Source organism: Pseudomonas sp. SBB6, assembly GCF_024213215.1.
Taxonomy (GTDB): domain Bacteria; phylum Pseudomonadota; class Gammaproteobacteria; order Pseudomonadales; family Pseudomonadaceae; genus Aquipseudomonas; species Aquipseudomonas donghuensis.
Genome location: NZ_JANAVH010000008.1, coordinates 134,674 through 155,584, shown reverse-complemented (window position 1 = coordinate 155,584; position 20,911 = coordinate 134,674). Strand labels below are relative to the sequence as shown.

Here is a 20,911-nt window from a genome sequence, read left to right as displayed (position 1 = left end):
ACAAGGAATACCGCAATGAGAATTTTGGTCGTCAATGTCAACACCACGGTATCGATCACCGACGCCATCGCCCGCCAGGCGCGCAGTGTGGCTTCGCCAGGCACCGAGATCGTCGGCCTGACCCCGCGCTTTGGCGCAGAATCGGTGGAGGGCAATTTTGAAAGCTACCTGGCTGCGGTGGCGGTGATGGAACGGGTACTCAGCTATGACCAGCCGTTCGATGCGGTAATCCAGGCCGGGTACGGCGAGCACGGCCGCGAAGGCCTGCAGGAACTGCTCAATGTGCCAGTGGTGGACATCACCGAGGCGGCGGCCAGCGTGGCCATGTTGCTGGGCCATCGGTACTCGGTGGTCACCACCCTGGACCGCACCGTGCCACTGATCGAAGACCGCCTGAAGCTGGCCGGGCTGGACAGCCGCTGCGCCTCGGTGCGCGCCAGTGGCCTGGCGGTGCTGGAGCTGGAGGAAGACCCGGAGCGGGCGATTGAGTCGGTGGTGCGTGAAGCCGAGGAGGCGGTCACGGTCGACAAGGCCGAGGTGATCTGCCTGGGCTGCGGTGGCATGGTCGGGCTGGAGGAACGGATTCAGGCGCGCACCGGGGTACCGGTGGTGGATGGGGTGACGGCGGCGGTGGCGTTGGCAGAATCCCTGGTGCGCTTGAAGTTGAGTACGTCCAAGGTGCGCACCTATGCGACGCCGCGGCAGAAGCAGATTCTGGGGTGGCCTCGGGCGTTATTGGGGTGAATGGCCTGGCCCACAGTAAACAGCCGCTCTTTATGAAAAAGGCCCGCAATGTGCGGGCCTTTTTACTCAGTGGTGTTTGTACTTACGCTTGTGCTTGTGTTTATGCCCACCGGAACTGTGCCGGTCGTCATCGGCAATGTTGTTGCCCAGGGCGCCACCGGCCGCGCCACCCAGGCCGGCACCGATGGTCGAGCCGGTTCGCCCGCCCAGCTGGTTGCCAATTACCGAGCCACCGGCCGAGCCCAGGCCGCCGCCAATCGCGGCCTCGGTGCGGTTGCCCTTGCGCGCGCCCACTGCGCTACCGGCCGCGCCACCGACGCCGGCACCAATGGCCGCGCCCGTGCTGCCGCCGATCTGCTGACCGACCACGTTACCCAGCGCCCCGCCCAGGCCACCGCCGATGGCGGCAGTACCATCCCCAGCGGCCATGGCGCCCTGGGAGAGCAGGATACCCAGCGTCAATGCAGGTAATGAAATACGCATGTTTTTAGCCTCAGGTAATTCGGGAGTTAGGGGTGAAACAGGGCAGATCAATCGTCATCATCGTCGTCACGGTCGCGACGGCGGTCATGGTCGTAGTTTCGGTAGCGGTCGTCATCGCGGTAGCGTTTGTAGCTGCGATGCTCGTAACCGCCGCGATCATCCCAGTCGCGGGAGTAGCGGTGGTCACGGTCGCCACGGCGGTAATCGTCGCGGTCGTAATCGTGGTAGTAGCAACCGGAGGCGGCCAGTACGCTGGCGATCACGGCGATTTGCGTCAGCTGTTTCAGCACTGAGGGTCCTTGATCCGCAGGGCGGTAGGGAAGGTAATAACTCAGACTGTGTTTCCGGGATTTTGTTTCCGCACCAGCGTTGTAATTTGCAGCAACAAAAAAGGCCCACCGAAGTGGGCCAAACGTTCTGAAGGGAGGACGCTCAGGATAAAACCTGGCCGGTTAAGCCGTCGTTAAGGCCGGGCAGGGTCTATAATTTTTTCGATTTTGCCCGTTTTGCCTACCACATCCCGCCCCGGGTCGGTGCCGCCATGCCTGCAGAGAATGAGCCGCTCCCTGCGTCGCAGATCCTCTTCGACGATGCTGATTGCGGTTTATTGCTGACCGCCGAAAACGGTCAGATCGAGCGGGTCAACCTGACCTTCTGTCGCTGGATCGGCTATCACCGGGACGAACTGCTGGGCCGCCCCATTCAAAGCCTGATGAGCCTGGATGCGCGCACCTTTCACCAAGCCTACTGGCTGCCGCTGCTGCAAATCCAGGGCTCGGTGGTCGATGTCAAATTCGACTTGATGCACCATGATGGCTACACCTTGCCGATGATGCTCAGCGCCATCAGTTGCGAGCACGACAGTGGCGTCTTTCACGAACTGGCGCTGTTCAGGGCCGAAGGCCGCCCGCGCTACGAGCGGGCGCTGCTCAACGCGCGCATGCTTGCCGAACAGCACCTGGCCAAACACCTGAAAACCCGGCGTGCCCTGGACATCGCCCAGGGCAAGTTGCGCGTCATTCATGCCGCGACCGAGAACCGCGCGTTGTTTGCCGAGCAAATGGTCGGCATCGTCAGCCACGACCTGCGCAACCCCCTGGCGGCGATCAAGATGGCGGCAGACCTGCTCGGGCGTGGCTTGCTGGATGCCAAGCAGACCCAGGTGCTGGGCCATATCACCCATTCGGCCGACCGCGCGCAGCGCCTGGTGGCTGATTTGCTCGATTTCACCCTGGTGCAGGTCGGGCGCGGTATCGCCGTGAGCATGCAGCCAGTGCGCCTGCACGCGCTGATCGGCCAGTGCCTTGAAGAACTACGCCTCGTGTTTCCCGGCCATCGGCTGATTCATCACGCGCTGGGTGACGGCGAGTTCATCGCCGACAGTGACCGGCTCTACCAGTTGGTCGGCAACCTGGTGGCCAATGCCATGGCCTACGGCGCGCCGGGCAGCGAGGTCAGTGTCAGTTCGTGGTTCGAGGATGACAGGGTAGTGTTGTCGGTGCACAACTTCGGCACGCCGATTCCACCGGAGCTGCTGGATAACCTGTTCGAGCCGATGATCCGCGGCAGCCATGACAATGCCGAGCTGCGCAGCGTCGGCCTGGGGCTGTTCATCGTGCGCGAGATCGTCCGTGCTCATGGCGGCGAAGTGGTGGTCAGTTCATCCGCGCAGGCGGGCACCACCTTTACCGTGACGTTTCCGCGAAGTTGACAGACGCCCGCATCTGGGCCAAGTTGGCCGCCTTCAAGCCTGACCTCGGTCGGGCTTTTGTTTTTTTCTGGCAGGGATGTCGATCGATCGTGAGGTTTCTCAAGAAAGCCGTGTGGTTTGTCCTGTGTATTAGCTCTGGCATTGTCATGGGCACCGGGCTGTTCCAGTTCGTCGGGCCTGGCGGCAACACCGACCTGGGCGCGATGCTGGTGATGATTGCCTTTTTCATGGGCTATTTTCTGCGCCCGCAACGAGCGGCGCAGGTGGTGCGCTGAAGCATGGACTGGAAAGCCCTGGAAAACAGCCTGGTCGACTCGGCACGGGCCACCCTTGAGGCGCTGCTCGACGAAGGTATCGGGCCGCTGTATGGCGCTGCCTTTCATGCCAGCTACCGTGAAGAGGAGCGGGTCATCGACCTGCCGTCGTTTGCCGCCAACAGCCTGGCAGCGCTGGATGAGGATCATCCCCGGCGCAAACAGCAAGGTTTCTGGGGTGTGCAGTGGAACCCGGCAGACTGGCGTTGGGACTGGTTGCTGGACGATTACGCCAACGCTGCCCTCAATGCCTTGGATGAGCCGCTGCAGGCCTATGCCAATCGCGCCGGGCCTGATGCCTGGCAAGCCGCCGAACAGCGCTTTTTGAGAACAGTGGCGCGTGCCGCCAAGGCCCTGAACCGCATTTACGCCAGAGACCCACGGGTCGCCAAGGACTTCATTGTGTTTTTCCATGATGAATACGGCGGGCCGGAGCTGGCGGCCAAAAGCCTTTCGCCACGCCAGTTTGTGCATCATTTCCCCGAGCAGGACGCCACCGAACAGGAGCGCCGTCGTGTCGCTACGCTCGCAGAAGACCAGCAGGTCAGCTACTACCTGAGCTGCCTCTCCCGCCCCCAGGCTATTGATGGTGAGGAGGCCAGCCGCTGGCTGATTGGTCGTGGCCGCAGCGCAACGGCTGCGCTGGTGCACACCTTGCAAAACGGCCCGCAGCGATGGCGGGCGGCGATGATCCTCGGCCTGGCCGGGGTCGCCGAGGCGGCGGCAATCGAAGCGCTGCGCCTGCAAGTGGTCAACGGCAAAGACCCGAGCACGCGTCGCTGGAGTGCCAGCGCCCTGGGTTACCTGGGCGATTTTGACTGGTTGCTGGCGCAGGCGGCTGATGCACAGCTGGCAGACTTCTCGGTGTCCGGCTGCTGCGCCAGCCTCAGGGCTTTTCGGGATCAGGGCGCGCAGGCGCTGGTACTGGATTACCGACCCCTGGAAACCTTGCTGCAACGTTATCCGCAATGCGCAACGGAAGCTGAGGAGACGATCAAGCCGGGCTCCAGTTACTGCACTATCAGCAACAGCGATATCAAGGAAGCGGTACGCGGCCTGGCGTCTGAACATGTCGCCATTCGCCGTCATGCCGCCTGTGTGCTCGACAACCGTCGGCTGGGCAAGCGCAAGCTGGCACAGGCCCTGGCCGCGCTGCGCGAATGCCTCAATGATCCAGACCCGAAGGTGGTCTACCTGGCCGGCTTGACCCTAGAGTCGCTGCAACGCTGAGGCGAGCAACCCGCATTCGCTGCGCGCTCGATCGCGGGGCAAGGCCCGCTCCCACCGGTTCGGTGTGCGCAGATCTATTGTGGGAGCTGGCTTGCCAGCGATGGGGCCCGCACAGTCGACTCATCAGCTGGCGCCTGCTCGCCTGGCGCCGCAAACACCCAACCATACAAAGGACAGCAACCAGACGTAATACCCATAGGTGTATCCGGTAACGGTGAACTGACCGTCCTCGTCATACAAACTCACCAATTGCCACTGCACCGACAACCCGGCCAGCAAGGCCAGCAGGGCATAGATCAGCCTGCGTCTGGCGCTGCGGGTCCGGTACGCCGCCAGGAACAATGGGTTCGCCAGCCAGGCGAAGTAGCCGAACAGCATGACCGGCAAGCCCAGGATGGAGGCCAGAAAGCCGGAGTTGGTGGTTTGGCTGTAGACCTCGCGCAGCCAGTTGTGCTCCTCGCTGTGCACCGCGGGTAGCACCAGGCTGAGCAGGTAGAGGGCCAGCCCCAGGTCTCGCGGCTCAAGCCGTCGCGGTCGCCACTTGATCACCGTGGCAACTCGATACGCGCCACCAGGCCGCCGCCGCGGCGGTTGCTCAGCTGCAGCTCGCCGCCTTGTTCACGCACCGCCGAGCGCGCCGACGACAGCCCCAGGCCAACGCCACCGGTATCGCGGTTGCGTGAGGACTCCAGGCGAAAGAACGGCATGAACACGTCTTCCAGTGACGCGTCGGGAATGCCCGGGCCACGGTCACTGATGTCGATCACGATGGCGTGTTCGGTGCTGCTCAGCCGCACGTCGGGCTCGCGCGCATACTTCAGGGCGTTCTCCAGCAGGTTGGTCACGGCGCGTTTCAAGCCCAGCGGCCGACCGATGAAGACCAGGTTGGCCGGCCCGTCGAAGGCCACATCGATGTGCTGATCGCGATAGTCGTCGATCAGGGTCTGCAGCAGTTCGGCGAGGTCGAACGGGGTGGTTTCTTCCAGCCGGGTCTCGTCACGAAAGAACCCCAGTGCGGCATTGATCATGCTCTGCATTTCATCGACATCACGGAACAGCTTGCGCTGTTGTTCCGGGTCGTCGATGAACTCGCCGCGCAAACGCATGCGCGTCAGGGGCGCGCGCAGGTCATGGGAAATGGCCGCGAGCATCTGCGTGCGTTCGGCCACGAAGTGCTGGATCTGCGCCTGCATGGTGTTGAAGGCGGTGATTGCCTGGCGCCATTCATGGGGGCCTTCAAGGCCAATGGGCGGGGCGCGAAAATCACTGCCAAAGCGCCGCGCGGCACGGGCGAAACGTTGCAGGGGCCCAGCCAGTTGACGGGTGCCGACCCAGGCCACCAGCAGTGCGGCCACCAGCGCCAGGACGCCGATGATGGTAAAGCGCATGGCCACACTCAGGCCCCAGCTGCGGTACGGTGGGGTGAAGGCCAGCCAGCTGCCATCGTTGATCTGCATGACCAGTTTGTAATGGGCATCGGGGCTGTCTGCCGGCCAGTCGCTGGGCTGAAAGCCTTCAAGGTGTCGCGGGCTGTCGGCCAACAGGCGCTGCAGCGGCGGGGCTTCCTCCAGGGTAATTCGTGCCCCTGGCCCGGGCAGTTGCAGGTCGGCGCGCTGGCGGCTCCACTGCACTTGCAGCAATGGGTTGCTGGCCGCGTTGGCCAGTGTCGGGCGCAGTTCAGGCGGTGCGGCTTCGAGGGTGCGGGTGGTCACGGCGATCTGTTCGAGCAGGCCGGTCTGGGTCAACGGCGGACGCGCCCAGACCCCGGCCAGTTGCACGAACAGCACATTGAGCACAACCGAGGTCAGCATCGCGGCGATGATGGTCAGGGCAATGCGCCGGCTGATGCTGTCGCGGCGCAAGTCGAGGCGGATCACGAGCGGCTGACCTTGGCGCTGAACAGGTAACCGCCATTGCGCACGGTGCGGATCAGCTCCGGGCGCTTGCTGTCGGGTTCGATCTTGCGCCGCAAGCGGCTCACCTGCACGTCAATGCTGCGGTCAAAGGCTTCATGGCCCTGGCCGCGGGCCAGGTCAATCAACTGCTCGCGGGTGAGGATGCGCTGCGGGTGTTCGAGGAACACCAGCAGCAGGTCGAACTCGCCGGCCGACAACGGCACCATGACCCCTTCGGGGGTGCGCAGCTCGCGCCGGGTGACGTCCAGCTGCCAGTTGTCGAAATGAATCAGCGGGCGGGTTTCCTCGCTGCTTGGCCGCAGCTGCTCACCGGCCCGGCGCTGCACTGCACGCAGGCGGGCGAGCAGTTCGCGGGCATCGAAGGGCTTGCCCAGGTAGTCGTCGGCGCCCAGCTCCAGGCCGACGATGCGGTCGCTGAGCTCGTCCATGGCGGTGAGCATGATGATCGGGATGCCGGTGCTGGCGCGCAGCTTCTGGCACAGGCTCAGGCCGCCTTCGCCGGGCAGCATCAGGTCGAGAATGATGATGTCCGGGCGCTGCAGTTCGATGGCCGCCCACATGGCCTCGCCGTTGCCGGCCAGGTCGACTTCATAGCCGTGGCGGACAAAGAACTTCTTCAGCAGGGCACAAATTTCCAGGTCGTCATCGACAATCAGCAGTCTGCTCACGTTGCGGTCCATGGGCCGTGAAAAGTGCGTATCTAAAACCATTCTGCGCTGCCGGTCATTTATTTCAATCTCGCAACATTCCTGCAGCACCGACACAAAGCGGACATCAGCCTGCAAAAGCCCTGGGGCACGCTGTGGCCCGTTCATTCAAGGGAGTTTTCCATGCCGGCCACACACCCGACCAACGGCTTCGACAGCAGCCAGTCGCTGACCCTCGACCTGCGTACCCAGGAACTCTGGCGCAATGCGCTGCTCAGTTACCAGGACTCGCGCCTGGGCTTGTCCAGCGACGGCAGGCACATGATCCTCAGCCACTATTTCGAACGTTACAGCCCCACCAGCAACCAGTGGATGGAGTACAGCTACAAGATCCCCTTGGGCGAACTGGTGCACTGGATCATGAGCCAGGGCGAGCTGCACGTGGACCGCTCCACCAAGCACCCCGAACCCGGCCAATGACGGTTTTGGAGGCTGAGATGCGTAAACAATTGATCGTACCGCTGCTGAGCGCCTCGCTGCTGCTGGCCGGTTGCAGCCAGAACAAGGTCAGCCCCAAGGAGTACTCGGGCTTTCTGCGCAACTATGACCAGTTGAGCGAGCACAAGACCGCCTCCGGTGACGCGGTGCTGCGCTGGGTCAGCCCCAAGCTGCGCATGGAGCGCTACAGCCAGGTGTACATCGCCCCGAGCCAGTTCTACCCGATGCCCAAGGCCAGCACGCAGATCCCCGCGGCCACGCTCAAAGCGGTCACCCAGTACTACGATGCGGCGCTCAAGCGTGAACTGGGCAAGGTCCTCAACCTGGTCGAGCAACCCGGGCCGCACACCTTGATCGTGCGCCCGGCGATCACCTCGGTGGGCGCCCATACCCAGGCGCTGCACTTCTATGAGTACCTGCCGGTGACCTTGGTGGCGGCCGGGGTCAGCAGCGCGGTGGGCATTCGCGACCTCGACAGCGTGATCGCCACCGAGGCGGCGTTCCTCGATGGCGGCAGCCGCGCGGTGGTTGCCGAAGTGGTGCGCAAGGGCACCGGCCTGCCGCTGGAAAACGACGATCAGGTGATGACCGCCGACAACCTCAAGGTGGTGCTCGATGGCTGGGCGCGGGACTGGCGGGTAGCCGCCGAAACCCTCCAGCAGCGAAAGCGCGGTGCCGTCACAGGGCAAACAGCCAAGGCACCATGATCACGCTGGCCACCATCACCAGCAGGGTGAACGGCACCCCGACCTTGACGAAATCGCCGAAGCGATACTGGCCGGGGCCGAGCACCAAGGTGTTGACCGGCGATGACACCGGGGTCATGAACGCCGCCGAAGCCGCCAGGGCGACGATCATCGCAAAGGGGTAGGGCGAGGCGCCCAGTTGCTCGGCGGTGGTCACCGCCACCGGCGCCATCAGCACCGCGGTGGCGGTGTTGGAGATGAACAGGCCGATGATCGCGGTGATGGCGAACAGGCTGGCGAGAATCACATAGGGCCCGGCACTGCCAAGCATTTGCACCAGGCCGTGCACGGCCAGGGCGATGCCGCCGGTTTTCTGCAGGGCCAGGGCAAATGGCAGCATGCCGACGATCAGCACCAGGCTTTGCCAGTGGATGGCGCGGTAGGCGCTGTTCATGTCGATGCAGCGCCCGGCGCCCATCAGCAGGCAGCCAATCAGCGCGGCAATCACGTTGGGCACCACGCCGCTGACCATCAGCCCGACCATTACCGCCAGGCTGATCAGCGCATAGGGGGCGCGATTGCCGGCCGGGGCGACATTGTCGATTTCGGCCGGCAGGCTCAGCACCAGGAAGTCCCGTGGTTGGGCCTGCAACTGGCGAATGGCTTTCCAGGTGCCGATCACCAGCAGGGTGTCGCCGAGCTTGAGCTTTTCTTCCACCAGTTGTTCTTCAATGGCGGCCTGGTCGCGGCGCAGGCCGACCACGTTGAGGCCCCAGCGGCTGCGGAAGGTCAGTTCCAGCAGGCTTTTGCCGATCAGCTGCGAGCCCGGCGGCACCGCCACTTCGGCCATGCCCACTTCCTGGGACTGGTCGATGAAATAGGCCGCCTTGAAGTGCAGCGGCTCCAGTTGCATGCTCTGGCACAGGCTGCGCAGGTCGTCCTTGGGCGCGAACAGGTCGAGCAGCAGCACATCGCCTTCGTGCACCGTGGTGCTCGAATCGGGGCTGAGCACGCGGGTGGTGAACTTGTGCTGGCGCTCGATGCCGACCACGCTGGCGCCGTGTTCGGTGCGCAGTTTCAGCTCGCTGAGGCTATGGCCGATCAGTGGCGAGCCGGGGCGCACACGCAGGCGCCGTTCGCGGCCGGCAAGCTTGTAGTCGATGATCAGGTCGAGCAGGGTGCGGCGGGTTTGCGCGCTGCCGTCCTTGCGCACTTCACCGCCCAGCCAGTGGCGGGTCAGCAGCATGTAGCCAACGCCAAGCAACAGCACCACCAGGCCGAACGGGGTAAAGCTGAAGAAGCTGAAACCGCTTTCGCCATGACGCACCAGTTCGCTGTGCACTACCACGTTGGGCGGGGTTGCCACCAGGCTGAGCATGCCGCTGATCAGCCCGGCGAAGGCCAGCGGCATCATCAAGCGGCTGGGCGAGACCTTCATCCGCGCAGCGATGCTCAGCACCACCGGAATGAAGATCGCCACCACCCCGGTGGAACTCATCACCGAGCCCAGCCCGGCCACGCAGACCATCAGCAACACGATCAGCCGCGCTTCGCTGTTGCCGGCGCGGTCGGCCATCCACTCGCCGATGCGGTAGGCGATGCCGGTGCGTACCAGGCCTTCGCCGATCACGAACAGGGCGGCGATCAGCACCACGTTGGGGTCGCTGAAACCGGCCAGGGCTTCCTGCACACTGAGGATGCCCAGCAGCGGCAGGGCGACGATCACCAGCAGGGCGACCACGTCCATGCGCGGCCGGTTGGCGATGAACAGGGCCACGGCGGCGAACAGCAGGCCGAGCACCCAGAGCAGTTCGTGATTCATGCAGTCATCCTGATCGGTGAAGGCTGCAAGTCTGGCAGAAATTCGTCGCGCGTTTGTTGATGTGCTGCAGCGGGCGCGGCATCAGTGCTGATCGGTGGTAGAGTTGCCGCCGTTTTTGATCAATCAAGGAAGAACGTTTTGGACCAGAACACCAGCAACTGGAAGGGCACCGCCCTGGCCTTCGGTTTGATCGGCTGCATCACGCTGATCGGCTACATCATCGACTACACCATCAAGGTCAATGTGTTCCTGTTCTGGGATAACAAGGCCTTCTCCTACATCGCCATCTGCTTGAGCCTGGTGGCCTTGTCTGTGCTGGGTACGTTCCTGCTCAATCACAAGAACGCCGACACCACTGTATTCGGCGTCCTGCTGGTATTGGCGATGGCGGGTATTTCGCAGCTGATTTTCGGTTTCGAGGTGCTGGTGTTTCTGTGCCTGGCCGGGCTGTATGTGGCCGGCGCGATCGGCTTGGCCATCGGCTTTGTCAACAAACGCGCGATCGAAGCCGCAGAGGCCGACGAGGGGCTGTAGGTCAACCCTCGCTCAATTGCTGGCGCAGCGCCCTGAGGTCGCGGGTGTCCATCACATAGGTGCGTGCCAGCCAGTCGCCGGGCCGCTGGCAATAGCGCGATTCGGCGCACAGCCAGACCACGATCAGGCCGAAGGCCGCCTCGATCGGCCGGGTGATACCGCGCAGCAGCGCCTGGAGCAAACTGGGTGGCTGCCCGGCACGGTTGATCACGCTCAGCCCCAACAGCAGCTTGCCCGGTGTTTGCCCGCGCATCAGGTACTCGAACAGCGGAAAGTACAGCAGCTGCATCAGCAGCATGCCGTCTTCGCCACGGCCAAGGCCCAACAGGGCCAGGGCGAACCAGGCGCCGAAGGCGAGCAGGGTATCGAGCAACCAGGCGCCGATGCGGCGAATGATCAGGGTGGTGCGGGAGACGTGCATGGTGGGAGGCTCGCATTCCTGGTTGTGAAGCGCACGTGGAAGGTCAATACACAGCTGTTCGAAGGGGTGAACTCGCTCGGGATCAGCGACGAGCGATGTCGTAGGGTAGCAGCACTACATCCAGGGTCAGGTCCACCGGCAGTGCAACGATGAAGGCGGCCGGGCAGACCAGGGTTGGCCAGCAAAACTGCAGCGAGGTCGGTGCAAAGAGCATGGCGACGTTCGAGCGGCTGCCCATGAAGGCGCCATCGGACGGGCGCTCAGCGTAGTAACTCGAGCCCCGGCCCATGATCGAGCCGCAAGCGCTGAGGGTCAGGGTGCTGCTGATCAGCAGGCAGGCGAGGATTTTGATGATGCGCTTCCTTGGCAGCTGAAACGGGTGCTTTATGCATCCGGGTTGTCTCTTTGACGCCAGGGCAATGCTACAGTCACGTTTTTTTCGACGAGGATGAGTCATGCGGGTAGTAATGGCGATGGTCGCTGCAGCGTTGTTGGCCGGTTGTGCGTCTTCGGCCATGGAGGCGGCGCGCAGCCAGGCGCCCACCAAGGCCTTCAGTTCGAGCAAGGCGGCGGATGTGGTTGCCCAGTGCATCCAGTTCGGCTGGCAGGACGAGGAGGTCTTTGGCGTCGACGCCAGCGGTTACCTGGAGCCTGGCAAACAAGGCGGCTTCACCGTGTACACCCGCGAGGCCGAATCCTTTGCCGACATCCGCGCCCAGGGCGGCAGCACCGCAGTCAGCTACTACGCCAAGCACAACGACAGTGTCGCCCTGCGCCGCATGGCTGCCCTGGCCACCTGCCTGTAAGCCCGCCTAGCGGGGCATGTACCTGAGCTGCCAGCGCCGCGGGATCTTCAGCGAGAGCAACCCCAGCGTCGTCGCCAGCACGGCGCTGAACAGCAGCGCCGCCAGGTCGAAAGCCTGCTCCAGCAGCACCCCGAGCACGGCGCCGACGAACATCCCGGTCCAGGGAATCAACTGCACCCGCCAGCCTTGCCGGCGCTCACCCAGCAGCGCCCGGCCCAGGCCACGGCCAAAGCGCGAGAGGGCGCCGGTGACGTAGGTGAGGCCGATCGGCAGGCCGTTCACTTCCTCGACCACGGCGTTGATCATGCCCATGGCGGCGACTGCCGACACCAGGGCCGGCAGTTGCAGCGTGCTCGGCAGCAACGCCGCCAGTGCCAGCAGCGCGGCGATGACCAGCAACAATGGGCATGGGCGGCGACCGCTCAGGCTCGCAATCACCACCCCCAGGGCATTGCCTACGACAAAGGCCAGCAGCACTGCAGCGATGCGCAGGGTCGGCCCCAGCTCGCCGTCGCCCAGCGATACCGCCAGGCGTGTGGTGTTGCCGCTCATGAACGAAACGAAATCGCCGGTGGCCATGAAGCCAATGGCGTCGGTCATGCCGGCCAGCACCGACAGCGCGGCGACAAAGTACAGACCGACCTTGCCGCGCAACCGGGCGGCCCTGGCAGACGAGGAGGTAGAACCTGGCAGCATCCTTGGCGCTCCCGATAGGCGATGAGTGGGGTTAGGGTTGTTGCCTCAGCCGTGCTTCGAGTCCGGCCATGGCAGGGTGTTCGGACCGGGAGCCAAGCGCCTGCCAGTATACATAAGCTGTCAACTTCGGGTTTACCCAGCGGTGATCGCAACTCCCTGTGGGAGCCGGCGTTGCCGGCGATGGGCTGCAAAGCAGCCCGGGTTCACCTCAGAAGGTGTAATCCACCGTCGCAAAGTACGACCGCGGCTCACCCATCAGCCACTGCTCGCCACTGTGTGCGGTGGCCGCATAACGCCGGTCCAGCAGGTTGTTCAACTGCAAGCCCAGGCGCACATCCGGCAGCACCTGCCAGCCCAGGTTGGCATCGACCACGGTAAAGCCCGGCACGCGCTGGGAGTTGGCGGTGTCGGCATAACGCTCATCGACATAACGCAGGCCCATGCCAGCATCCACGTTGTAGCTCAAGCCTTTGTTCAGCCACAGGTTGGCGGTACGCCGTGGCACATTGCTTGGGCGGTTGCCGGCACGGGAGACGGTTTGCCCGCCCACTGTCTGGTCGTAATCGTCGTACTTGGCGCGCACCAACGAGGCGTTGGCCGAGACGTGCCACTGGTTGGCCAGGGCCAGTTCCAGGGTCGCTTCCAGGCCATCGGAGGTCTGCTGCCCGGCCTGTTCCTGTTGATGGGTGTCGGGGTTATCGACCAGCAGCTTCTTCTTGACGATGTGATAGGCCGCCAGGGTCCACTCGCCGCGGCCGTCCCAGAACAGTTGCTTGAGGCCGAATTCGGTCTGCTTGGCTTCGGTCAGGTCGAACTGCTGCTGGGTCGGGCTCAAGGTGACCAGGTCGCTGACGCCATCTTCGCTGGTGGAGTACTGGCCGTACAGACTCAGCGCGTCGTTGACCGCGAACACCAGCCCGGCGCGCCAGTTGCCGCCGTTGAGGCTGCGGTCCGTGCGGGTGTCGTTGACCAGGTTGTTGCGGTCGATGTGGTTCTGGTCGCGGCGGATGCCGGTCACCAGCGACCAGCGCTCCGACAACTGCGTGCGGTTCTCGGCGAACAGGGCAAAGGTGCGGGTGGTGCTGTCGGTTTGCGGGCGGGTCGGATCTTTACTGTGGAAGTACCCCGGCGCCGGCTGCCATGGGTCGATGAAGTCGCCGCCTGTGTCGTTGTACGGCGAGTTGCTGTCGATGCCGAAACGGACGCGGTTGTATTCGGTGCCGACCACGGTCTTGCTGGCCAGGCCAAACAGCGAATGGTCGAAGGTAAAACTCTGACGGTCGCCGATCTGCTCCTGGTCGTGCTTGATTTCAAGGTAACTGCCACGCTGCAGTTGGCCGACGCTGTTGTTCCAGGTGTAGTCCTCGGCGTTGCGCCAGTGCCGGCGGCTCTTGAGGTAGTACAGCTGGTTGCTGGCGCTGATCGAATCGCTGATGGCCCAATCAGTGTTAAAGCGGGTCCATTCGTCGTGGTAGTGCTGGGCCGAATCCTTGAGGTTGTAGTTTTTCTTGCCCAGGCTGTCGCGGTAATGGCCGTCGATCAGCGGCGTGCCGAAGTAGTTCATCGGCTCGGCGTCGCCGCGCTCGTGGGCGAGGGTGAAGCTCAGGTCGTCGCTGGCGTCGAAGCGCAGGGCGGCGCTCATGGCCAGGTTCTTCGCGTCGCCACGGTCGATCCAGCCATTGCTTGCCTGGCGGTTGAGGGTCATCCGGTAGCTCAGCCGCTTGCTCAGCGAACCGCCGCTGTCCAGGCCCAGTTGCTGGCGATCGTAAGAACCGTAGCCCAGGCGCAGGTGGTTGCGGATCTCGCCGGCAAACGGCTTTTTCGCGATCACGTTGATCACCGCACCCGTGGCGCCTTCGCCGTACAGCACCGAGGCCGGGCCGCGGATCACGTCGATACGCTCGACCATCCACGGGTCGACCGGGAAGCTCTGGGTGCCGGCGCCGGTGTACATCCGCGAACCGTCGAACAGGGTCATCACCGAGCCGTGACCGCTGAAGCCGCGGGCCGACAGCGCAGTGTTGCCGTTGCCCGGGGTGGCCACCGAGGTGATGCCCGGCGAACGGGTCACGGCGTCTTGCACGGTGAGGTTGTTGCGCCCCTCGATGACCTCGCCTGCGAGGCTGCTGGTGCTGGCCGGGGTGTCCATGGCGCTGAGGTTCAGGCGCGAGCCGGTCGGCAGCGGGGTGGCCAGGCTGATGGTTTCGTTGTCGCTGCTGCTGGTGATGGCCGTCGAGGGCAGGGCCAGGGCAGAGGGGCTGGTGTCTTCGGCGAAAGCCGGCACGCAGAAGGCCAGGCAGGGGGCCAGGGCATTGGCCGCCAGGGTGTGAAGCTTGGAGTTACGGGACATGTCGTTCCACAGTCAACAGGAAGAATGAATCCCGGAGGGAACAACGCACGGAGGCATGGCGCGCGCAGGCGAACGCCAACCGGCCTGCGCCCGCCCACCGCGGGGTTGCCAAACAAAAGCCTCAGGCCGGTCTCCGGGCTTGCGAGGGTCATGAAGGTCTTCACCTTCCCATGCCGGAGCACAGTGGTGTTTCGAAGGCTTCGCTCGCTTACCGTTGCGGGGGCAGCGCCGGACTAGTCATTGGCATGACGCACCGGCTTCCCGTTTCACCCTGCGCACGGCGGCGCAGGACACCTGAAACTGGCGCGCATCTGAACACTGAAAGCCTTTGCAGTCAACGGCTTGCAAAGCATCGCCGGCAAGCCGGCTCCTGTAGGAGCGGGCTTGACCCGCGATGAGGCCGGCACAGTCAACACAGTTTCAACGCCCGCGCTTGCGCGAAACCACCGCCTCGATATTCTTGCGCCCGATCAGCACCGGCTGCTTCGGCTCTTCCAGCCACTTGTACATCACCAGGCTGTCCACCAGCCCCAGGCGCGCATGCCGGTAGGCCTTGGGCAAACGCCCGACGATCGCAAAGCCAAGCTTCTGCCACAAGGCCACCGCCACCTCGTTGCTCGACACCACCGAGTTGAACTGCATGGCCAGAAAACCCAGCTCCCGCGCCAGCTGCTGCGAGTGCTCGCACATCAACCGGGCTACACCGCGCCCACGGGCGGCATCGCAGACCATGTAGCCGCAATTGCTGACATGATTGCCGGGCCCGGCGGCATTGGCCTTGAGGAAGTAGGAGCCGAGCAGCACGCCATCCTCTTCGGCCACCAGGGTCCGCAGCGGCGCTTCCAGCCACAGCTGGCGGGCTTGCTCCTGGCTCATGGCCGGGTCGAAGGCATAGGTTTCGCAGGCGCTGACAATGGCCTGGAAGGTCGGCCAGAAGCGCTCGAAGTCAGCGGCGGTCATGGGGCGGATGTGGATCATGGGGGTTCCTGAAAACGGTTCGCCTGCTAGCTTATGCGAAAATGCCAGGAAGTGGGTGAGGCGCGACGTTGGCCGCGCACTCACTTGTGGGGAATTTACTGCCCGGCCTTGCCCACCGCATCCAGGGCCCGCGCCGAGTACACCAGCGCCGCCCCGGCGTTCATCGCCACGGCCACGCCCAGGGCTTCGGCGATTTCTTCGCGGGTCGCGCCTTGCTTGACTGCCTGGGCCGAGTGCACGGCGATGCAGCCGTCACAGCGGGTGCTGACCGCCACAGCCAGGGAAATCAGCTCACGGGTCTTGGCGTCCAGGTGGTTGGTCCTGGCTCCGGCGCCGCTGGCGGTCATGTAACCGTTGACCGTGTCGGGAGAGAGTTGCTTGAGATCGCCGATGCCGGCCATCAACTGATTACGGTAGGCATCCCAGTCCATCATGCTCATTGTCTTCACCTTGGTGTGGTTGGCAACTAGAACAGTGAAGCTAGTTTTTTTACAGGCGGGGCGCCGTTGGTCGATGGTCGGGGAAAGGTAAGACTTTGGGAGCAGAACCGATCGCGGGGCAAGCCCGCTCCCACAACCTGTAGGAGCGGGCTTGCCCCGCGATAGCGCTGTTCAAAGCGACTCAGATATAGATGAACACCAGCACCAACGCCGCCACCACCGCCCATTTCTCCAGGTAGTAGCGGGTCCGGTTGCGCTTCTTCAGCGCCTTGCCGCGCTCGCGGATCTTGTAGATGCGGGTGAACAGCCGGTTGATGCCACCGGTCTTGTCGCCGGCATCGTTGGGCGCGGCCGCCGCGGCCATCACGCTGCGGCTGAACCAGCGGTTGAACGCCGTGGCCCAGCGGTACTTGAGCGGACGCTCGACGTCGCAGAACAGAATGATGCGGTTGTGTTCGGTCTGGTTCGAGGCGTAGTGGATGTAGGTTTCATCGAACACCACCGCCTCGCCGTCGCGCCAGGCGTAGTTCTCGCCGTCAACGCAGATGTAGCAGCCGTCATCGTTGGGCGTGTCCAGGCCCAGGTGGTAACGGTACGAGCCTGCGTAAGGGTCGCGGTGGCGCACCAGCTTGGAGCCCGGAGGCAGGGTGGCGAACATCGCCGCCTTGACCGTGCCGATGCCTTGCAGCAGCTCGGTGGTGCGCGGGCACAGCTTCATTGCCGAAGGGTGGCTTTCGCCGTACCACTTCAGGTAGAAGCGCTTCCAGCCGCTCTTGAAGAACGAGTTGAAGCCGACGTCGTCGTAGTTTTGCGAACTCTTGATCTCGCCGACATGCAGCAGTTGCTGGGCCTCGGCGCGGATCTCCTGCCAGTTGTCCTGCAACGGCTTGAGCTCGGGGAAGGATTCAACCGGCAGGTAAGGCTTGGCCGGCAGCTTGGAGAACAGGTACAGGAACACGTTGACCGGGGCCAGGAAGCTTGAGTGATCACCCAGCTGGCGGGTGACTTTGTGCCGCACCCGGCCACGGAAATGGACGTAGGCAATGGAGAAAACGAACAGTAAAACGAGGAAGATTTTCATGGGCGGATACTTGTCGATGTGGCGATGCGCCATGGCATAAGCCCGCCAGCATAAACAATCAGCTCCCTGGTTTGTACTAAATGTTACCGGTTGTGTGCCCGACCATAGTGCTAGGCGCCAGCGTTTGCGTTAACGGTTCAGCGCCAGGCGGATGCTTGAGGTAGCGACCGAGGTCCCCCGCGGCCTGGGCTTGCAGCACGCCCACCAGCACCTCGATGCCCGCGGCCTCGAGCAGTGCGATACCTGCCCCGGCATTGCGTGGATCGGGGTCGAGCATGGCCACGCACACACGCTGGATGCCGCGCTTGACCAAGGCGGTGGCGCAGGAAGGCGTGCGGCCATGAAACGAGCAGGGTTCAAGGGTCACGTAGGCGGTGACGTCGTCGGCATCGCCGTCCAGCTGGGCCATGGCCATGGCTTCGGCATGGTGCTGGCCGGGTGCTTGAGTGAAGCCGCGGGCAATGATCTGGCCGTGGCGCACCAGCACGCAGCCCACTGGCGGGTTGGGTAGGCAGGCGGGCAAGGCGCGGCGACCTTCGCTCAGGGCCTGATGCATGAACAGCTTATCGCTGGGTGAAAAACAATCCATTGTCGTTCAGCTCCTGGGGTAGTGAGTGCGCACAGGCGCGTACACAGCGTAATTCAGCTTGCGCGTCTTTGCCGCCTCACTTGCGGGTGATTTTGTTGCCGGGTACATGCAGGTAGGACATCACGCTCTCGGTCAGTTCGGTGGCCAGCTGCACCGCTTCCTTGTTACGCGCCATGACCCCGGCCACCAGGCCTTCGATCAGTGCCAGCACGGCAATGTTGGAACTGGTCAGCACCGGGTGATCGGCGGCGGCGAACAGCGTATGACGGGCGATGGGCGCCAGCGGCGAGGCCGGCGAGTCGGTAATCGCCAGCACCGTGGCGCCACGCTCATGGGCAAAGCGCGAGAGCTGCAGGGTGTCCTGGGAGTAACGCGGCAGGGAAATCGCCAACAGCACGTCCTGGTCAGTGATCGCCGCCAGACGGTAAGCGGCATTTTCGTTGCCGCCTTCCATGCTGATGGCGCAGGCATCGGCGCAGAACGGTACCAGGGTCGAGGCCGCCAGGCCCGCCAGGTAGACGCTGTTGCCAAAACCCAGCACATAGACCTTGCGCGCCTGGGTCAGGCAGGTGATGAAGGCCTCGAAAGTGTCCGCCGGGTTGATGCTGCGGGTGGTCGCCAGGTTGCTGCTGGCGCTGTGGATCTGCTCGTGCAGGCCGAACTCGCCACCGGGGCGCTGGGCCAGTTCATTGCGCAGCTTGTCCACGGGCGAGACCATTTGTTGCAGGGTGCTCACCAGCTCCGCCTTCATGCCGCTGTAGCCGCCCAGGTCTAGGGCCTTGGCCAGGCGGTTGACGGCGGCGGGCGAGGTGGCGGTGGCCTGGGCCATCTCTTCGATGGTCAGGGTGGCCGCCTTGAGCGGGTGACGCAGGATGTAATCGGCCACCTTGCGCAACGAGGGTTGCAGTTCGGCGAGGCTTTCCGACAGCTTGCGCATGACCGGCGAGGCGTAGACGGTGGTGTTCTTCGAAGTGCTCGACATCCGGCGCAAGGCTCCCTGAAAGATGGGTCGCAGTGTATCCCAAGCCACTCCCCGGCGTGCAGTCGGGGCGAGGCCTGGGGGCTTACTTGAGGCTGCCGGCGAGAAACTGGCGCAGGCGCTCGGACTGCGGCCTGGCCAGCACTTCACGGGGGTGGCCACGTTCTTCGGCAATGCCCTGGTGGAGGAACAGCAACTGGTTGGACACCTCGCGGGCAAAGCCCATTTCATGGGTGACCACCACCATGGTCCGGCCTTCGCTGGCCAGGTCCTGCATGACTTTGAGCACTTCGCCGACCAGTTCCGGGTCGAGCGCCGACGTCGGCTCGTCGAACAGCATCACTTCCGGTTCCATGGCCAACGCGCGGGCGATTGCCACCCGTTGCTGTTCGCCGCCGGACATGTGCGCAGGGTAGGCGTCGCGGCGATGGCTGACGCCGACCTTGTGCAGGTAGTGTTCGGCCTTGTCGCGGGCTTCCTTGCGGTTGATGCCCAGCACCTGCACCGGGGCTTCCATGACGTTGTCCAGCGCGCTCATGTGCGACCACAGGTTGAAGTGCTGAAAGACCATGCTCAGCCGCGCACGCAGGCGTTGCAGCTGACGCGGGTCGGCGGCCCGGAGCCCGCCGCGGGGGCAGCTGCGCAGCTTGAGCTGCTCGCCGTTGACCAGGATCTCGCCGGCGTTGGGTTGCTCAAGCAGGTTGATGCAGCGCAGGAAGGTGCTCTTGCCCGAGCCGCTGGAGCCGATGATGCTGATCACGTCACCGGCGCTGGCCTGCAGCGAGACGCCCTTGAGCACCTGGTGGGTGCCGTAGCTTTTATGCAGGTCGTTGATTTGCAGTTTGTTCATCAGTCAGTACTCGCTGGTGTCAGTCGGTGAGCAGGCGGCCGTGGCGTATCGGCGTAGTGCCGGCGACCTTGGCCAGCCACAGGCCGGGTTGGGCAAAACGCAGGCGTTCACGGGCATAGAGGACGCCGTCGGTGCTGGCGCGGACCACGCTGTGGCGATCGGTCAGCGGGTCGATCACTTCGAACAGCGGGTCGCCGACCGTGACCCGCGCCCCCAAAGGTTGCAGGTAGCTGACCACGCCGGGGTGTTCGGCATAGGCGTACTGGGCACCGGCAAAGGGCGTGGCGACGCAGCACTGGCTGGGCGCCTCGGGCCAGTCGCCGTTGATCAGGCCCTGGTCGGCGAGGTAGCCGAGAATCTGCTCGGCGCTGGCCTGGCATTGTTCCCGCCCGGTATCAGCCATGCCGCGCAGTTCGACGGTGGTGGCCACGCAGGCCAGGGGAATCTCGGCCTCGGGGAAGTACTCGCGCAGGCGCAGCCAGGGCACCGCACAGGCTTCATCGAAGGCGTCGCCACCGGCGTCCTCGGCCAATAGCACCGCTTCGGCACCCAGGCGGGCCGCCAGCGAGCGCAGGCTTGGCCAGTTCTGCGGCAGGGCGTAGAGCAGCATCACCGATTCGAAGTCGCAGTGCAGGTCCAGTACCAGGTCAGCATCGCAGGCGCTTTGCAGCAACAGGCGGCGCAGGCCATCGAGCTCGCTGCGCGCCGGGGGCAACTCGGCGAGGGCTGCGGCCATGGCCCGGCGAATCGTTGCCACGTTGGCCGCGCCATCACTGCCCAGTTGGCCCTCAAGGCGCGCCACCAGGGCTTCGGTCAAGGGCGGGAAATCGCGGTTGAAGTTCTTGCCGCTGTTGAACTCGAAACGGCCCTGGTGCGTGGCCTGGAACATCTGGCCAATGCCGATCGGGTTGGCCAGTGGCACCAGTTCGATCACGCCACTGAGCCGGCCCTGGGCCTCAAGCTCGCCCAAGCGCCGTTTGAGTTCGACCGCCACCCGCATGCCGGGCAGTTCATCGGCGTGCAGCGAAGCCTGGATATAGGCCTTGCGCGGGCCGCTGCCGAAGCGAAACAGGCGTAGGGTGCGCTGGGTGCCGCAGGCGCTCCAGGGCAGAACATGGTCAATTTGCTGCATGAAA

25 protein-coding genes and 1 riboswitch are annotated in these 20,911 nt (G+C 64.1%); of the genes, 8 read left to right on the top strand and 17 right to left on the bottom strand.

Features of this window, described 5'->3' with window-relative positions:
- Nucleotides 1-15: 15 nt before the first annotated feature.
- Nucleotides 16-744, top strand: a complete 729-nt coding sequence (locus NLX68_RS17340; RefSeq protein WP_254284983.1) for an aspartate/glutamate racemase family protein — start codon at nucleotides 16-18, stop codon at nucleotides 742-744.
- A 66-nt stretch (nucleotides 745-810) separates the two neighbouring features.
- Here the strand turns inward: NLX68_RS17340 and NLX68_RS17335 are convergent, their stop codons facing one another.
- Both NLX68_RS17335 and NLX68_RS17330 read right to left on the bottom strand, forming a co-directional pair.
- On the bottom strand, nucleotides 811-1,227 hold the full coding sequence (locus tag NLX68_RS17335) for a glycine zipper domain-containing protein (protein WP_026001438.1): 417 nt from the start codon (nucleotides 1,225-1,227) through the stop codon (nucleotides 811-813).
- A 47-nt stretch (nucleotides 1,228-1,274) separates the two neighbouring features.
- On the bottom strand, nucleotides 1,275-1,517 hold the full coding sequence (locus NLX68_RS17330) for a hypothetical protein (protein WP_254284982.1): 243 nt from the start codon (nucleotides 1,515-1,517) through the stop codon (nucleotides 1,275-1,277).
- A 251-nt stretch (nucleotides 1,518-1,768) separates the two neighbouring features.
- Between NLX68_RS17330 and NLX68_RS17325 the strand changes: the two genes are divergently transcribed.
- From NLX68_RS17325 to NLX68_RS17315, 3 genes are read left to right on the top strand one after another with little or no spacing between them, the layout of a single operon-like run.
- Nucleotides 1,769-2,938, top strand: a complete 1,170-nt coding sequence (locus NLX68_RS17325; protein WP_254284981.1) for a PAS domain-containing sensor histidine kinase — start codon at nucleotides 1,769-1,771, stop codon at nucleotides 2,936-2,938.
- Nucleotides 2,935-3,213: a hypothetical protein gene (locus NLX68_RS17320; RefSeq protein WP_254284980.1), complete on the top strand. Its 279-nt coding sequence runs from the start codon at nucleotides 2,935-2,937 to the stop codon at nucleotides 3,211-3,213. Before NLX68_RS17325 ends, NLX68_RS17320 begins: the two co-directional genes overlap by 4 nt.
- Before the next feature lie 3 nt (nucleotides 3,214-3,216).
- Entirely contained in the window at nucleotides 3,217-4,482 is a 1,266-nt protein-coding gene (locus tag NLX68_RS17315) for a DUF4303 domain-containing protein (protein WP_254284979.1), read from the top strand.
- 123 nt (nucleotides 4,483-4,605) lie between these two features.
- Here NLX68_RS17315 and NLX68_RS17310 read toward each other — a convergent pair whose 3' ends face one another.
- From NLX68_RS17310 to NLX68_RS17300, 3 genes are read right to left on the bottom strand one after another with little or no spacing between them, the layout of a single operon-like run.
- Nucleotides 4,606-5,031, bottom strand: coding sequence for a hypothetical protein (locus tag NLX68_RS17310; RefSeq protein ID WP_100782261.1), 426 nt, complete (start codon nucleotides 5,029-5,031; stop codon nucleotides 4,606-4,608).
- A complete protein-coding gene (locus tag NLX68_RS17305) occupies nucleotides 5,028-6,359 on the bottom strand; it encodes an ATP-binding protein (RefSeq protein WP_254284978.1) in 1,332 nt (443 codons plus the stop codon). Before NLX68_RS17305 ends, NLX68_RS17310 begins: the two co-directional genes overlap by 4 nt.
- A complete protein-coding gene (locus tag NLX68_RS17300; protein WP_254284977.1) occupies nucleotides 6,356-7,078 on the bottom strand; it encodes a response regulator in 723 nt (240 codons plus the stop codon). Before NLX68_RS17300 ends, NLX68_RS17305 begins: the two co-directional genes overlap by 4 nt.
- A gap of 150 nt (nucleotides 7,079-7,228) precedes the next feature.
- Here NLX68_RS17300 and NLX68_RS17295 point away from each other — a divergent pair, with 150 nt between their 5' ends.
- Both NLX68_RS17295 and NLX68_RS17290 read left to right on the top strand, forming a co-directional pair.
- A complete protein-coding gene (locus NLX68_RS17295) occupies nucleotides 7,229-7,525 on the top strand; it encodes a hypothetical protein (RefSeq protein WP_254284976.1) in 297 nt (98 codons plus the stop codon).
- 17 nt (nucleotides 7,526-7,542) lie between these two features.
- Nucleotides 7,543-8,250 (top strand): DUF3313 domain-containing protein, encoded by a 708-nt coding sequence (locus tag NLX68_RS17290; RefSeq protein WP_254284975.1) that lies wholly within the window; start codon nucleotides 7,543-7,545, stop codon nucleotides 8,248-8,250.
- Here the strand turns inward: NLX68_RS17290 and NLX68_RS17285 are convergent.
- Entirely contained in the window at nucleotides 8,222-10,051 is a 1,830-nt protein-coding gene (locus NLX68_RS17285; RefSeq protein WP_254284974.1) for an SLC13 family permease, read from the bottom strand. The two genes, NLX68_RS17290 and NLX68_RS17285, sit on opposite strands and share 29 nt — an antisense overlap.
- Before the next feature lie 138 nt (nucleotides 10,052-10,189).
- On the opposite strand from NLX68_RS17285, the gene NLX68_RS17280 reads away from it, so the two are divergent.
- The gene (locus NLX68_RS17280; RefSeq protein WP_254284973.1) at nucleotides 10,190-10,585 is read left to right on the top strand and encodes a hypothetical protein; all 396 of its coding nucleotides are present in this window, start codon (nucleotides 10,190-10,192) and stop codon (nucleotides 10,583-10,585) included.
- 1 nt (nucleotide 10,586) lies between these two features.
- On the opposite strand, the gene NLX68_RS17275 is transcribed toward NLX68_RS17280, so the two are convergent.
- Both NLX68_RS17275 and NLX68_RS17270 read right to left on the bottom strand, forming a co-directional pair.
- Complete coding sequence (locus NLX68_RS17275) at nucleotides 10,587-11,006, bottom strand: RDD family protein (RefSeq protein ID WP_010225322.1); 420 nt, start codon at nucleotides 11,004-11,006, stop codon at nucleotides 10,587-10,589.
- An 82-nt stretch (nucleotides 11,007-11,088) separates the two neighbouring features.
- Nucleotides 11,089-11,295 carry a YceK/YidQ family lipoprotein gene (locus NLX68_RS17270; protein ID WP_254284972.1) on the bottom strand — a complete coding sequence of 69 codons (207 nt, stop codon included), beginning with the start codon at nucleotides 11,293-11,295 and terminating at the stop codon, nucleotides 11,089-11,091.
- A gap of 166 nt (nucleotides 11,296-11,461) precedes the next feature.
- Between NLX68_RS17270 and NLX68_RS17265 the strand changes: the two genes are divergently transcribed.
- Nucleotides 11,462-11,812: a hypothetical protein gene (locus NLX68_RS17265; RefSeq protein ID WP_026001436.1), complete on the top strand. Its 351-nt coding sequence runs from the start codon at nucleotides 11,462-11,464 to the stop codon at nucleotides 11,810-11,812.
- A gap of 6 nt (nucleotides 11,813-11,818) precedes the next feature.
- Here NLX68_RS17265 and NLX68_RS17260 read toward each other — a convergent pair whose 3' ends face one another.
- The 9 genes from NLX68_RS17260 to NLX68_RS17220 all read right to left on the bottom strand — a co-directional run bounded on the left by NLX68_RS17260 (nucleotide 11,819) and on the right by NLX68_RS17220 (nucleotide 20,907).
- Nucleotides 11,819-12,508, bottom strand: coding sequence for a YoaK family protein (locus tag NLX68_RS17260; RefSeq protein WP_254284971.1), 690 nt, complete (start codon nucleotides 12,506-12,508; stop codon nucleotides 11,819-11,821).
- A 208-nt stretch (nucleotides 12,509-12,716) separates the two neighbouring features.
- Entirely contained in the window at nucleotides 12,717-14,858 is a 2,142-nt protein-coding gene (locus NLX68_RS17255) for a TonB-dependent siderophore receptor (protein ID WP_254284970.1), read from the bottom strand.
- Between the two features lie 106 nt (nucleotides 14,859-14,964).
- A riboswitch (cobalamin riboswitch) is annotated at nucleotides 14,965-15,171 on the bottom strand.
- Between the two features lie 107 nt (nucleotides 15,172-15,278).
- Complete coding sequence (locus NLX68_RS17250; RefSeq protein WP_254284969.1) at nucleotides 15,279-15,836, bottom strand: GNAT family N-acetyltransferase; 558 nt, start codon at nucleotides 15,834-15,836, stop codon at nucleotides 15,279-15,281.
- Between the two features lie 95 nt (nucleotides 15,837-15,931).
- A complete protein-coding gene (locus tag NLX68_RS17245) occupies nucleotides 15,932-16,276 on the bottom strand; it encodes a carboxymuconolactone decarboxylase family protein (protein WP_254284968.1) in 345 nt (114 codons plus the stop codon).
- A 181-nt stretch (nucleotides 16,277-16,457) separates the two neighbouring features.
- Nucleotides 16,458-17,357, bottom strand: coding sequence for a lipid A hydroxylase LpxO (gene lpxO, locus NLX68_RS17240; protein WP_010225312.1), 900 nt, complete (start codon nucleotides 17,355-17,357; stop codon nucleotides 16,458-16,460).
- A gap of 76 nt (nucleotides 17,358-17,433) precedes the next feature.
- Nucleotides 17,434-17,946, bottom strand: a complete 513-nt coding sequence (locus NLX68_RS17235) for a bifunctional diaminohydroxyphosphoribosylaminopyrimidine deaminase/5-amino-6-(5-phosphoribosylamino)uracil reductase RibD (protein ID WP_254284967.1) — start codon at nucleotides 17,944-17,946, stop codon at nucleotides 17,434-17,436.
- A 76-nt stretch (nucleotides 17,947-18,022) separates the two neighbouring features.
- Nucleotides 18,023-18,928, bottom strand: a complete 906-nt coding sequence (locus NLX68_RS17230; RefSeq protein ID WP_254284966.1) for a MurR/RpiR family transcriptional regulator — start codon at nucleotides 18,926-18,928, stop codon at nucleotides 18,023-18,025.
- Nucleotides 18,929-19,010: 82 nt separating this feature from the next.
- The gene (locus tag NLX68_RS17225; RefSeq protein WP_010225304.1) at nucleotides 19,011-19,775 is read right to left on the bottom strand and encodes an ABC transporter ATP-binding protein; all 765 of its coding nucleotides are present in this window, start codon (nucleotides 19,773-19,775) and stop codon (nucleotides 19,011-19,013) included.
- Nucleotides 19,776-19,794: 19 nt separating this feature from the next.
- Nucleotides 19,795-20,907, bottom strand: a complete 1,113-nt coding sequence (locus tag NLX68_RS17220; protein ID WP_254284965.1) for a succinylglutamate desuccinylase/aspartoacylase family protein — start codon at nucleotides 20,905-20,907, stop codon at nucleotides 19,795-19,797.
- Nucleotides 20,908-20,911: the final 4 nt, after the last annotated feature.